The following is a 12,600-nucleotide window of genomic DNA, read 5'->3' as shown; positions in this document are numbered from 1 at the left end:
GGTCTGCCTGCTTGTCACCGGATCTGTAGATAACAAGTGGGTTGTGGCAATCTTCCTGATGCTTATAGCTGCCTGGCTAACATTAGAAATCTATCTTAAGAATAAAAAATGCGATTAATTATTATACTAATTCTTTGCCTTTCTGTACCGGTAGACATGGTTAACGGGTGGCTATCTTATGAACGAGACATAGGGTTAGTTTCCCCTCTCTACAAGGCTGCTGTGTTGGGTTTGTGCCTCTTCTTGCTAGCTGTGCTCAAATTAAAAAGGTTCCTGGTCTACGCCTTTTTCATATTCTTCCTTTGCCTAGGACCAGTGCTGGGATATACGACCTTTTCCCTTGATGAATTTCCTGTAGAGACCGTACAAATAGCAATCAGGTGTCTGCTGATGTTTGTCGTTTATGATACTCTCGCTGCAATGAAAGTTTCTCACAGGATGGCGGCGTTCGGTGCAGTCTCAGCTCTTAGTTTTACGCTTCTAAACTTCCTGCTGGCCCAGTTGGGTTACGGTTATTCAGCGTATGGTGATGCTGCGCTGAATGATGCTTACGCCGAGTATTCTGTAGGAGCAAAAGGGTTCTTCTTTGCAGGAAATGAGGTAAGCATTCTTCTCATGTTCCTTGCTGCTTTTGTTTCGCTTTATTTCTATAGATATTTTTGGACATTCTTCCTGTTGGTTGCACTACTTGGATGCAGCGTCCTTCTGTCTACAAAAACAGCCATGATCGCCTCTCTAGCTATGGTGGCCGTGTGGTTCTTTGTTCGGTACCGTTCTTTGTCGGTTAAGTACCTTATACCCGCTGCTATTGTCGCCATATTCGCTCTGATTTTCATAATCAATCCAGATATAAATCTGAGTGGAGCAAAGTGGACTCAATTTGTTTACATTTATGAAAATGGCGGAATCACTAGATTAATATTCTCAGGTAGGGATGAGTTTGTGGATGCTGCATGGCGAATGATGCAGGGTAACGACGCGTTTATCACGGGAGAATATTTCTTCGGATTTACCAAGGAATACCTTGAGTTTCAGAGAATCAAATCATCAGTAGAGATAGATCTGATTGATATGTATCTGTGGTTTGGTGTGGCCGGCGTGGTGTTCTTCTTCTACTACATGAAGTTTGTGTGGTCTAAAGTAAAATATGGTTGTCATGAGACTAGAATGTCCAGACTCATATCGCTTTGCTTCTTTACCATGATATTCTTCGTGTCATTCTTCTCTGGTCACGTGGTTTACTCGGGAACGGCAGCGATCCCTGCTGCATTGTGTCTGTATGCCATTTATCAAAAAATGATGTCTCATAAATAAAAGAAGGCGGCACAGGCCGCCTTTACTTTTACACCATTAGCTGGAATGTTGGTGCTGTTCCTGAGAAATCTCCAGTTTGCGTACATACCCAGCCAAGTTTCACTGCTGTACCCGGAGTGATGATAAATATCTTATCTCCACTATACCACTTGCCCGCTGTTGGTACTGCCGCGCCATGAAATATGCGGCAGTTGGCTGTAACAGCACTACTGATGTAGGGGCCTGCATTAACCTGTAGTGCCTGACCAACTGCAAAATCTATTGTGTCGTTGCCGACATTAGTCATTCGCACTGTGGCTGTGGTTGACCTGTAGTTCTGGTACCCAATCTGAGAACCGGCGAGCTGAGCTGTCGAAGGTAGAGTGAAGTAAGCAATGCTTGCTGATGTGAGTGTCCCTGTGGTGTCATTGAAATCTATCGTCCAGTTACCCAACTGGATCCTTGAGCACCCTGCAAAATCCGCCATGCCAAGATATGAGCCGGTTACGTAATTTACCCGTAGATTTACATCGCCAATATACAGATCAGTCACACCTTGCGTAATGGAGAACATAGAGTGAAGAATGCTCGCAGTAACTCCAGCAAGTACACATGCCCCTTCAATGCGGCCTATCCTGATTGTGCTGCTCACGTTATCAGGTCGGCTACGCAGAATTGGCATAATAGATGAACTTAGGGTGTTGTCGATATACAGGGCATCGATGCGCATTGTTCCACTGTACGAGTATGTAATGCCATATCCAGAGCACTCTCTGATACGCAGAACCCCTATGTTTACTATCCCGCCAGCATTTACAACGGGCTCGCCTAATCCGTTATCAACAACCATTTCAGAGATCGAAACGCGACTACCATCAAGGCAGTAAATTCCATTATCGTGGATCAACCTGGCAGTGATAACACCGAATACTGTTTCAGTGGTGGCTGCGACGATTACCCCACCTTGACTGTCATAGATGTTAACATCTGGGTAGTTTCCTCGCTGAGCTGTAGCACCTACGGTGAATGCAGCAGGCTGCGGATCAACACCAGTATCACCCTTCTGAATATTACGAATAATGGCAGAAATGGTGTTTCTTGTTCCTTCATCCGTTACTGCGTTCTGGAGGCCATAAGTAGTTCTGTTAGCACCATAGATATTCGAAACCTTAATGCGACCAACAGTGTCTGTACCCTGATTGATAAAACCACCAGCGCCGAAATTCTGCATGTCGATATCGATGTCATAAGTTACATTCGATCCAGTCAATGTCAGGAGCGTACGACCGTATGCCATGGAAAAATCAGCAGTAGAGGCTTTCATTCTCCCAGTCAGGCTGAATCGACTTGAAGGGATGCTAACGACATTATAATTCTCCCCCATCATTTTCACGTCAAGACCAGAGGCGCATGCTTTCAACAGGCGTCCAGAGTTGTCAAATCCTGTATTCCCATCCCAGCATCCATATTCTTCTGTGCTGACCTGTTTATTTTTGACGCACCGCCGCCACACAGCTCCGCCGGACGTTTTGATATAAAGTCCGCCATCGTCTACCAGCGATCCAGGGTTAACACTGCGGAAGAAGCCCCCACCACCAAATTTGTCTGAGTAATAATTTTGTACCCGGATTAACTGGCCAATGCTCTTTGGTTCAGTTTCACGGAGGGTGGCTACATCTGGACACTCACCAAGCAATCTGAACCCATCAGTATTCCCTAATTGTGTTCTAAGAGATGCATCACCAACACTTAACCATGCTCCTGGACCTATTCCGCCTGTAGATTCTGGAGTGGAGTCAGGAGATACCACCTTCGGGAAAGTACCGTCCCAGCGATAATATTCGCCGGTCGCTTCAAGCCGCAGAACCTGGTTTGGCAGCGTAAGCGTATTTCCGTCTTCAAAGCTGTCCAAGGTGATATACCCGAACTGGGAGATGGCCTGCTGTGCCAGCCAGCGCAGGCCCTCGATCGTATAATGCTTATTGCCGAAACGGTCAGTGTAAGTCCATCCCATCAAAGTAACGAACTCATCTATTTTTCCGGCATTAAACTTCAGGTCGATTGGTGATTCGCTAGAAACCGGATTCTGAGTAGGTGTAGTAGCCATATTTATTCCATAAAAAACCCGGCACGGTGGCCGGGTCTGGTTGGTCGGGGACGGTTCTTATTGGAAGATGGCGTCGCTGTATTCCGCGACGGTCAGAGATACCGTGTTATCTGTGTTCGGTTTAATGCTGTTGACCGTCCATAGCTGACTGTCCAGTTCCTCCACTGTCGCAATGAGATAGCGCGACGGGAGCTGCACAGTGTCTCCGTTCCATATGTTGAGCTGAATGTCGGGTATTGCGGCGGTGAAGCCGTACTTCGTGTCGCTACGGGCAGTGGCCGGATAGCGCAGCGTCGGGTTACCCAAGCTGTCGGTGACAAGGACATACATCGAACCAGTGAAGGTGATCGGCTCACTGGTATCGAAGTTATTCCCGGCGCGGCCGGTGATGTAACCCTGCTGCTGGTTGCTGTCGTAGATATCAGGCATCTGAATGACACTGCCAACCTGGATAATGCCGTCTTCGAACACCTTGGCGTTCATCTTCACGCGCGAGTAGATCAGGCGCTTGGTTTCGCGTAATGCGCGCTCCCGGGCCTGATACTCATTACGGAAGCCGACGATCTCCAGCTTGTTCGGGTTTTCCGCTTCCTGTTCGACGATGACGCCGTTCAGCACGCGGTAGTTAATGTACGTCTTGTTGTTAGTGGTTGGATGAACGTAGGACACCTGCACGCCGTCGTAGCCACCAGGAAGCGTGGCCTCGTACGTCATTTTGTACTCGTCCGTCTTCATGTTGGCCCGGTTGAATACGGCCGCCGGGTAGTCAACTTTCTGGTCTCGAGTAAACGTCAGCACGCCGTCATCCCAGTACGCCACCACCGACGCCGCATTGCAGATCGCCTGCACGCGGTCTCCCAGTGAGTCGTTCTCGTCGTCAAACGTATAGTCGAAGTAGCCCAGGCGCTCGTCAGGCAAGCTTTCAGCAATAGAGTACAGACCGTACAGGTCGATGCTGCTTACGGGTTGCTCACCCATAATCAGCCAGGTATGAGCCACTGCATCAGCGAACGAGCGAGACGGACGCAGGGTGTAATCCACCGTCTGCGTGTCCAGGTCGTATGTGATGGTATGTCGCGTCACCAGGGCGTTATATTTGCGCTCGCGGCTCCCCAGCGCGTTCTCGGTAGCCCTCACCTTCACTCGTACCAGCGTGTCGGTCGGGTGAACGACGTTTGTCCTGATGTTGATGCTGTGGATCTCTTCAACCTTGAGCAGTGACGCGTCACCGGAGTTATCCGTGCGCTGAAAACTGACCGCGTACTTTCCAAATCCGCCGGTCGGAGTGATTTTGTCGGTTCGGTAGAAGACTTCGCTGGTCGACTGGTGCGGCGTCGTCTGCCGGTACGTAAACGTCTGCTGCGTACCCGGGACCTGGTTGTAGTCGTCGTCGATTTTCCAGATGACAACTTTCCAGTTGGTCTCCTTCTTCCCGCCGAGGCTGGACTGGGTATGCAGCCACAGCTGAGTTGACTCGACTGGCGAGAAGAACGGGCCAACCACCAGCGCCTCGTTATCGTTGAGGATGAACTTCGTGGTGTTGATCGTGGCATTCGCCGGGATGTCCTGCGGGCCTTCGAGCTGGTTCATCGTAAACGTGTACCAGCGCACCGGATTCACCACCGCGCCATCGTTTGTTTCAACCGCTGAAATCAGCGTGCCTGAGAATGTCGCGTCGGTGGTGACGCTGCCTGAGGCCGTGCTGTACGTCACGTTGATGGTGAAAGTCACAGCGTGCGGCAGAACCAGCCCCATGAAATAGTCGAACTCGGCTTGTTTCACGATTTTCATCGCTATCTGGCCGCCGGAATACGTTCCGCTGACCACCGTGTTTGCCGTTGCTGTTTCTATAGGGAAGTCGTTGGCTTCGTTCTGCCCGGGAACCTCCTGACCGTCAACGTCATCGAACCCGTAGCCTTCGACGATCTGCGGGATTACTTCGCCAGGCTGGAAGAACTGAAATTCAGCGCCTGCAAGAGAGCCCAGGCTTGATTCTGAGTAGCGAACAGACTCGTAATCGTATTTGCCGATTCCGATGCACATCCACTCTGTAACGTACTTCAGGCCCCCGTCGGTGGAAGTCTGGTGCACGTATTCGAACACCGACTCCTGAATCAGATCCGGGAAAGAGCGAATCTGGCCGTAAATGTCCGGTTTTGCCTTGTAAACGCGCGCGGTGTTTGTCTGACCGGTCAGGCTATTGTTAGGTGAGTCGACGGTATTACCACCGTTGTTCGCGATAGCGGGCTTCGGCGCCAGGAACGAAAACACCTGGCCCACTACTTTAAAGATCGGGCTCAGGATGTCGCCGACAATGCCTTTTGGCTGGTCGAATATCTGGATGTGGTCCAGCTCACTCAGTTCAAACGCCAGCTCATCATCGTCACCCAGCTTTACGCCGTTGCGGACGATAAGCAGATCGCGGTGAAAGGTAGCGTCATTGGCCGCCAGCCAGTCATAAAAAAGGGTGCCGTTTGGCACCCTGCAACGCAGCTTAGGCGTTCCTGGAAAGTTCGATATCTCAACCAGCGCCATATTCGAAAAACTCCACTTTGGTGAATGCCCGCTGAATGACCAGCAACGAGTCCATGCGTACGCTTCCGTTCTCGCCGCGTGAATGCAGCGCCTGCCTGTTAAGCACCAGGCCAACGTGTGCCGGTTGCGTGCCGCGGTACCCGACGAATATCCCGCCCTCGACCGGTTTATCGACCTTGCGCCAGAAAACGACGTCTCCCTGATAGCAGGTGAAGAAATCTTCCCCGGCTTCGTAACCCGGCGTCTGGTGCAGTTCAATGTCGAGCACATGCCGGTAATACAACACAACCAGCCCCCAGCAATCAGTCTTTTCGAATGAGCAGGCGCGGTTAGACCACGGCACGCCGATCATCCTGCTGATAAAATCAGAGGTACTGAAGTCCCGTGTATTCGACTGGATCATATGGTTGACCAATGTTGTTATTTAGCGGGTTTGTCATTGATAAAGTAACTGATGCGTTATCTGAAACAACATCGACAGTTTTTACAAATAATGTCCAATTCTTCATTGGCGTAGAGGTATCAACTCTATCGAAAACCTGACGAGTTGCCGTGATAGGCGACAGTCTGGAAACACCACTCCACTTCTTCATCAGCGTTTTAATATCTGAAGACAGTCGCCCAAGTTTCACCGTTGCGTCGATTACCGGAGTTCCGCTCTGCTGGCTCTCTTCGATTTCAAATCGCGCTGGCGTGTACGTCTGGCCGCCAAGCGTCTTCGGGAAGAACTGTTTGTCGACGAGGCGGACGTAACCAAAGGAGGGGTGATAGAACGTGATGGTGTTGTAACAGCCGCTAATCGGGCGCTTCTGATTATATTCACGATATGAAGGCATCAGGGAACCCTCGGAAGACTTTCTGGATCGCGTCCATCCGGATAACCCGTAACCACGATATCCAGCCACGAATCCCACGGCGGCGGCAGCTCAACAATGATGTCGTCAAACTCGTCATCGGCGTTGTAGAGGTGGTTGGCAACAACCGTTCCTGTCCAGGTCACCACCCCGCCGTCGATACTGGTTTGCACCGGCATCTGCGTGAAGTGAAGCTCCTGCTGCTGAAGACCGCTGCCGCCAAGGTTGATATTCATCCGGAACCAGTTAAGGCCGCGGTTGAGATAGTTCGGGCTGCGCAACCACTGCTGGAATGCGCGCTCCTCAGCCAGAGTGAAGATCCACGTCAGCGACCAGGTCACTTTCAGGTCGTCGGTTTGATTCTCGAAGATAGCCGGGCCGACCGCTGGCTGATCGGTCTGGAACCCGGTATCGAGCGTCATGTTTTTGCTGGCCTTCTGCGCCAGCGGCAGCCAGTCGGGATAGTCGATAATTGGCATCAGCCCTGCCCCCTTGGCGTGCGTTTAACGTTCATGTTGCTGGTAATGGCGTTACTGATTGGCCCGCCGTTGTTCAGGTCAGCGACAATTACATCCACAGTCACTCCACCATTGGCATCCGTACCAGCCTGCGCATCGACCGAGGATGACGTGTAGTTCTGGATGTTTATTACCACCCCTCCACCTCCGCCGGCAGTCATCTCCTTGTTGCTGATCACCCGACCGTTATCACCAGGAATCATGTACTGCTTACCAGTGCTGGCCTGGTAAATCTCAGGCATGCCCCCTTCGCCGACTTGATACATCCCGCCTGCACTCACCGGGCCGCCATTCTTACGCTTGCCAGACAAAGCCAGGATGCCAGCCATCGCGCCGAGACCAATAGCCACTGCTCCACCGAATGAAGCCACAGAGGACATGATGGCCGCAGGAGTCCAAGCGGCGGTCGACGCAGCGGCGGCTGTGGTACTTGCAGCAGATTGCACGCCAATGCCAGCAACCTGAGCTGACGTTGTCGCTGCAATTGCAGCCTGCTGGGTTGTGGAACCCATGATTGCCGATTTAGCCCACTCGACGCCCATTTGCACAAAGGAGTTGATCAGTTGGTTAACAACAGAGTTAGCGAGTGAACGAACAGCTTCCTCACCACTTTGCGTGCCAGTGATAATTCCAGCGAAAGCGCTGGATGCATTATTGCCAAGAGCATCAAGCGATGTCGCAAGCATCTGGTTGGCTGCGCTTTGCTGAGAGAATAGAGTCCACTGTGCCGCAAGGCGTTGCTGCTCGTATTCAGTGTCGGCTGCTGCGCGTAAAGCTAGTGCGTTCTGGTGAGTGATAAGCCCCTGTTGCTCGTATGCCTGAATAAGCGCGAGTTTTCGGGCGTTTTCATTCGCCAGTTGCTGAACCGGATCAATGCCACCTACAGCATCTTGCTGTGGTGTCACCGCCTGCTGCGCGCGGATTTTTGCGAGGTTTGCCTGGTGTGTGGCCTCGAGTCTCTCAGATGTCTGATTGAACTGCTCCTGGCTTATTTTCTTAGCAGCCAGAGCGGTATTCAGATCCTGAACATCTTGCTTATAACTTGCGTTTTCGCGCGCTTCTGGCAGGAGTTTCTCGGCTGCGGCTTGTGCTTTGAGTGCGTTGGCCGTATCCCATTTTACCGCCGCGTACTGCCCCGCCAGCGCGATCTGTTCTTTTGTGGCTCCTTTTCCGAGAGACTGCTGCGCATTCAGGATCGCCTGCTCGCGACTCAGATTATTGGTTGAGTCGGCAGCGAGCTCTGACTGCTGTTTGAGGTTAGCAAGTTTCTGAGCAATAGAATCAGCCTGGGAGGCTCCTTTCTTTTGCTCTGACTGAAGTGTTTTCTGCGCCTGCGTATTTATGTACGTGGCAGCAGCATCGTCTTGCATCTGCTTAGCGTGCGGATCATCCTTCGCAAACCCGGCATCTTCCGCAGCATATTGAGCCTGCAGACGCGCGCGGGCTTCACCCTGCAACTTTGAGAGTGCCAGGTTGCGCTCAGACTGCTTGATCAGGTTCTTCTGGCCGCTGGTTAGGTTGTCTGTCTCTTGCTTGAGCGCCGCGACGTTGCCTTTGGCGATTACCGCCTCACGCGAAAGTTCCACCAACTTACCAACGAACGCTGTGAGCGCTGTTTGCCCCTTTTCAGTAGAGCTCTGCGTGTTCTGCAACTCTGTAGCCAAACGCTGCAAAGCCTCTGGCGAAGGGTTTTTGGCAATATCTGAAAGCTGCTTGCTCAGCTCAAAGGCTTTCTGCTCGGTGATGCCGAACTTATCCGCTACAGCTCCAACGGTATTGCCGATGCTGTTCGCAGTAGCCTGGAACGCCTGACCTGCGCCGTATGCCTGCTTAACTGCCTCGGCATAGTTATCGGTGGTGATTTCCAGAGTAGCCAGACGGTCATTAAATCCATCAACCGATGCATAGCCGCCGGAGAACGCCGACAATGCTTTATCACCGAAAGACAGTAGAGAACTTGATGCGTCACTGATAGCTTTCGGTATTTTGTTGATCGCCTCGTTGTACTCCAGGAGCGCCTGGTTACGCATCAGCGTTGCGACCTCAGCGTTTGTCTTCGCCAGGTACGCATATTTGTCTGACAGCGCGGCCACGCCATTGATCGAGACGTTGATAACCTTGTCCATCGCTTCGGCTGCATCTTTCAGCGCGTCCATGGCGGTCTTACCACCATTAAGCGAGGTGATCAGCACGCCAGCAATCACTGAACTGAGCGCAATGAATGCCCCCACTACTGCGCCGCCCGGGCCGAATGCGCCAGCGAGTTGTGAACCCTGCTGAGCGAACGCCACCAGAGCGGACTGCCCACCCTGAACCTGTACGATGAAGTCCTGCACCTGGTACCCGGCCTGCTGCATGCTGGACTTCCATGCGCCGGTACCTTTAGCGCCACCTTCAGCGCCAGTTTTCATGTCATACAGGCGACCAGTCAGATCGCCGATCTTCTGCTTTTCTTCGTCTGTCGCTTTCGACCCGGCACGCAACTGCGCAGCCAGAATAGCGGCACTGCGCGCGCCATTCTCCTGTGCCTCATCCAGCACAGCCAACTGGTTACCCAGCGCCTCGATGATGGATTCGGCACGGCTGAATTCACTGCTCGCACCGCCGGTACCGCTGCGGGCCTCTCCCATAGCGCGGGCAATTCCGCTCACGTTGGTGTTCAGCTTGCGCAGCTGGTTATCCATGGAGTTGGCATAACCAGCCAGTTCAGTAAACGCGGATCCAGTTTGAGACGCACTCTGGTCGAGGTTATCCATTCCCTTGCCGGATTGCTGTGCTGCAGCATCCAGTTTATCCAGAGCATCAATGGCCTGTTTCCCGCCTTGTAGCAGCGGCTCAATATTGGCGCTGACTTCATAAACGATGCTACCGGCGTTCTTCTCACCTGCCATGTCATTCTCCGGTTATTGCTTTGCTTTTGCCCTTCGCGCGGCCTGCTTAGCCAGGTATTCGTCGGCGATGCTGTCGTACTCTTCGCGAGTGAAGCCTTTCTGGTCCGGGTATTTCGCCGCCAGCAGCAGCTGAAATTTTGTCATTGTCAGCCTGGCCGCCTCTTCCTCGCTCATCCTGAAATGAGTCTGAGCGGCGACGATATATTCCATCGCCTTAAACTCCGTTGTCGTCTCGCCGGTTTCGTGGCGCTGTAACTGCCTAACCTTGGCTTTTCCGACTACACCGTGCTGCATGAGATGCTGAGCCAGCACAATTATGTCGTTCTTTGGCAATCTGCCCGGTCGGTAGACGACGCAGTGCCGCCACCCCTTCCACTCGCCGATCATTGGTGTCAGGTCGTCATCGCAGCACGCCTGAAGTACCAGCATGCACGTTGATAAAAGCTTCTCAGCAGAGCGATTGAATGATGGAGATAGCCATTCAGGAAAGCGCCCCAGCGTGCCAGCGCACACCTCAATCAACTGAGCAACGTCATTGCCGTGTATGGTGGCGTACGTCTGGACAATCTCTTCCGGCGTGCCGATCCTGTTCATAGCCTCGAATGAAGGCCTGAGCAGGTAGTCTTTCCCGCCTTCGCGGCTGTCGCTGATAGAGAGTTCGCCAATATCGGTTAAAGCGGTCATAGTCCTTCCAGTAAACGGTCATTATCAAGGGCAGCACGCCGCCCTTTGGAATGTCCGTTAGGTAACGGTAACCGTATGCACGGCCACAAAGTTGCCGTCTTCGGTGTTGATGATGATCTGCGCGCTGCCGGTGGCGACGCGATTCACAGTAACGGTGGTGCCGGACGCAGTAGCAGTTGCTATGGTCGCGTCGGTAGACGCTACAGTGAACTCTTTATTGGTTGCGCCGGTTGGAGCAACATTCACCGTAAAGGTGCTGGTACCGCCTGCTGTGCCGGTGCTGGTTGCCGGAGTTACCGTTACGCCAGTCACTGCTACAGCAGTCAGCTCGTTCACTTCGATGGTGGTTGCATCACCGACTTTAAACTCGGTAGAGAACGTGACGATGTCGTTGGTACCACCGTCAGAGCTCAGCGCGGTGATGTTCATGTAGCCGACGAATTCGACCGGGCCGTAATCCATGCGCACCCAGATCCCAGGCTGGCGCTTGGCCTTCAGCTCGTCAGCGAAATACTTGATGAACTTGCCAACGCCGTACTGATCCAGTTTGTCCTTCTTTCGCACTTCGCCTTCAAAGCTCAGGGTGAAGTCACTGTTGGTGATGATGGTCTCGACATAGCCGCCGCCGTCATCCGCATCAGAGGTAACCGAGTTTGGGTTGAAGTCGAAGCCCTTCGATGTACCAGCGGCCAGCGCCATCCACTCATCTTCGAGTGGTTTGACGTCCGGGCAGCCATCGGCGACTTCCAGCACGACCGCACCGCCGAACAGGCGCTCGTTCGAGTTCTGGCAATTAGCCATGTGAAACTCCTCTTTGACGTATAAAAAAGAAAACCCGCCGGAGCGGGTTATTTGGTTGGGATGGCTATTCGCCGTAAGTGCAGGCGAACTGGAGTCGGAAGACTATTCGCCCTTCTTCTGTGAGCACCGGCGCGGGAATTGCGCCCATGTTCTGGATGTAGCCGACGCACTCGTCAGCCATGGGGTTAGCCTGGACGTAGTCGACGATGCGCTGCACAGCGTTGAGCGCGTCTTTGCGCTTATCTTTCGCGCCTACGACATCAACCAGGACGTGATACTCAGAACCGAGATCGGTGCGGATATTTGACCCGCCGTTTGGCCTGAATACCATGATCGCCTTCGACAGGTCACCTGGGTCGTCGTACATAAGCTGCTGCACTGTGAAACCGGTAGTTAGCCCGGCGTCGCCGAACATGTTGCGCACCCGCTCGTGCATCATGGGTGTCATAGCGAAAGCTCCTTGCGCATCACCGCGTCAACGTTATCGCGCTCGTCATTCGCGCCTTTGGTTAAGAATTGCGGTTCACCATGCGGATCCCAGTAGTTGCCAGTTCCGGTACCGCCTCCGAACTCTTTCGGTTTCTGAGGTCCGAACTCAGACCGGTTGCTGGTAACGCCGAAGTGCGCGCGCGGTTGCCCCTTCAGCTTGCCTGACGCCTCATGAACGTACGCGGCATAGTTGGCTGAGTAGCCGATGCGCCCGGTGATGAGCACGCCGCCCGCGTCGATTTCCCGGAACTGGCTGTTAATCAGCGTGGAGGTGTCGATCGGGGTGTAATAGGCCGCCCGGGCACCGATAAGAATCATCGCTGACTGCAGCGCGCGAATTACCTTACGGCCCTTAACGTCGTTGATGACATCGTTCAGGTGCTTCTTCGCCTGGCTGATGCCCTTCACTTTGATACCCATGGCTTTCT

At 52.9% G+C, this 12,600-nt stretch carries 11 protein-coding genes; 1 reads left to right on the top strand and 10 read right to left on the bottom strand.

Annotated elements, in window-relative coordinates; translation table 11 throughout:
- The first annotated feature begins 108 nt into the window (after positions 1 to 108).
- On the top strand, positions 109 to 1,314 hold the full coding sequence (locus ACNQ0T_RS00580) for a hypothetical protein (protein ID WP_417929382.1): 1,206 nt from the start codon (positions 109 to 111) through the stop codon (positions 1,312 to 1,314).
- A 28-nt stretch (positions 1,315 to 1,342) separates the two neighbouring features.
- Here ACNQ0T_RS00580 and ACNQ0T_RS00575 read toward each other — a convergent pair whose 3' ends face one another.
- From ACNQ0T_RS00575 to ACNQ0T_RS00530, 10 genes are all read right to left on the bottom strand, one after another.
- Positions 1,343 to 3,400 (bottom strand): hypothetical protein, encoded by a 2,058-nt coding sequence (locus tag ACNQ0T_RS00575; protein ID WP_417929380.1) that lies wholly within the window; start codon positions 3,398 to 3,400, stop codon positions 1,343 to 1,345.
- A gap of 57 nt (positions 3,401 to 3,457) precedes the next feature.
- The gene (locus ACNQ0T_RS00570) at positions 3,458 to 5,935 is read right to left on the bottom strand and encodes a host specificity factor TipJ family phage tail protein (protein ID WP_417929379.1); all 2,478 of its coding nucleotides are present in this window, start codon (positions 5,933 to 5,935) and stop codon (positions 3,458 to 3,460) included.
- Entirely contained in the window at positions 5,922 to 6,287 is a 366-nt protein-coding gene (locus ACNQ0T_RS00565; RefSeq protein ID WP_032677284.1) for an NlpC/P60 family protein, read from the bottom strand. The genes ACNQ0T_RS00570 and ACNQ0T_RS00565 overlap by 14 nt, the downstream gene beginning before the upstream one ends.
- Positions 6,288 to 6,300: 13 nt before the next feature.
- Positions 6,301 to 6,771, bottom strand: coding sequence for a hypothetical protein (locus ACNQ0T_RS00560; protein WP_015571561.1), 471 nt, complete (start codon positions 6,769 to 6,771; stop codon positions 6,301 to 6,303).
- Positions 6,771 to 7,268, bottom strand: a complete 498-nt coding sequence (locus ACNQ0T_RS00555) for a hypothetical protein (RefSeq protein ID WP_417929377.1) — start codon at positions 7,266 to 7,268, stop codon at positions 6,771 to 6,773. The genes ACNQ0T_RS00560 and ACNQ0T_RS00555 overlap by 1 nt, the downstream gene beginning before the upstream one ends.
- The gene (locus ACNQ0T_RS00550; protein ID WP_417929375.1) at positions 7,268 to 10,198 is read right to left on the bottom strand and encodes a tail protein (tape measure); all 2,931 of its coding nucleotides are present in this window, start codon (positions 10,196 to 10,198) and stop codon (positions 7,268 to 7,270) included. Before ACNQ0T_RS00550 ends, ACNQ0T_RS00555 begins: the two co-directional genes overlap by 1 nt.
- 12 nt (positions 10,199 to 10,210) lie before the next feature.
- On the bottom strand, positions 10,211 to 10,882 hold the full coding sequence (locus ACNQ0T_RS00545) for a DUF6246 family protein (RefSeq protein WP_417929374.1): 672 nt from the start codon (positions 10,880 to 10,882) through the stop codon (positions 10,211 to 10,213).
- A 57-nt stretch (positions 10,883 to 10,939) separates the two neighbouring features.
- Entirely contained in the window at positions 10,940 to 11,683 is a 744-nt protein-coding gene (locus tag ACNQ0T_RS00540; protein WP_417929373.1) for a phage tail tube protein, read from the bottom strand.
- A 64-nt stretch (positions 11,684 to 11,747) separates the two neighbouring features.
- A complete protein-coding gene (locus ACNQ0T_RS00535; RefSeq protein ID WP_032608745.1) occupies positions 11,748 to 12,131 on the bottom strand; it encodes a hypothetical protein in 384 nt (127 codons plus the stop codon).
- The gene (locus ACNQ0T_RS00530) at positions 12,128 to 12,592 is read right to left on the bottom strand and encodes a hypothetical protein (protein WP_006808948.1); all 465 of its coding nucleotides are present in this window, start codon (positions 12,590 to 12,592) and stop codon (positions 12,128 to 12,130) included. The genes ACNQ0T_RS00535 and ACNQ0T_RS00530 overlap by 4 nt, the downstream gene beginning before the upstream one ends.
- Between the last annotated feature and the right edge of the window lie 8 nt (positions 12,593 to 12,600).

It is taken from the genome of Enterobacter cloacae complex sp.6700776 (genome assembly GCF_048284255.1).
Classification (GTDB): domain Bacteria; phylum Pseudomonadota; class Gammaproteobacteria; order Enterobacterales; family Enterobacteriaceae; genus Enterobacter; species Enterobacter intestinihominis.
Note: the sequence above shows the minus strand (reverse complement) of the source record. Positions and strands in the feature narration are given on the sequence as shown.

What these genes read in the sequence shown, in the direction of transcription:
- ACNQ0T_RS00550 (WP_417929375.1), bottom strand. Translation starts at nt 10,198, where the DNA reads ATGGCAGGTGAGAAGAACGCCGGTAGCATCGTTTATGAAGTCAGCGCC.
- ACNQ0T_RS00575 (WP_417929380.1), bottom strand. Translation starts at nt 3,400, where the DNA reads ATGGCTACTACACCTACTCAGAATCCGGTTTCTAGCGAATCACCAATC.
- ACNQ0T_RS00565 (WP_032677284.1), bottom strand. Translation starts at nt 6,287, where the DNA reads ATGATCGGCGTGCCGTGGTCTAACCGCGCCTGCTCATTCGAAAAGACT.
- ACNQ0T_RS00560 (WP_015571561.1), bottom strand. Translation starts at nt 6,771, where the DNA reads ATGCCTTCATATCGTGAATATAATCAGAAGCGCCCGATTAGCGGCTGT.
- ACNQ0T_RS00545 (WP_417929374.1), bottom strand. Translation starts at nt 10,882, where the DNA reads ATGACCGCTTTAACCGATATTGGCGAACTCTCTATCAGCGACAGCCGC.
- ACNQ0T_RS00540 (WP_417929373.1), bottom strand. Translation starts at nt 11,683, where the DNA reads ATGGCTAATTGCCAGAACTCGAACGAGCGCCTGTTCGGCGGTGCGGTC.
- ACNQ0T_RS00530 (WP_006808948.1), bottom strand. Translation starts at nt 12,592, where the DNA reads ATGGGTATCAAAGTGAAGGGCATCAGCCAGGCGAAGAAGCACCTGAAC.
- ACNQ0T_RS00570 (WP_417929379.1), bottom strand. Translation starts at nt 5,935, where the DNA reads ATGGCGCTGGTTGAGATATCGAACTTTCCAGGAACGCCTAAGCTGCGT.
- ACNQ0T_RS00535 (WP_032608745.1), bottom strand. Translation starts at nt 12,131, where the DNA reads ATGACACCCATGATGCACGAGCGGGTGCGCAACATGTTCGGCGACGCC.
- ACNQ0T_RS00580 (WP_417929382.1), top strand. Translation starts at nt 109, where the DNA reads ATGCGATTAATTATTATACTAATTCTTTGCCTTTCTGTACCGGTAGAC.
- ACNQ0T_RS00555 (WP_417929377.1), bottom strand. Translation starts at nt 7,268, where the DNA reads ATGCCAATTATCGACTATCCCGACTGGCTGCCGCTGGCGCAGAAGGCC.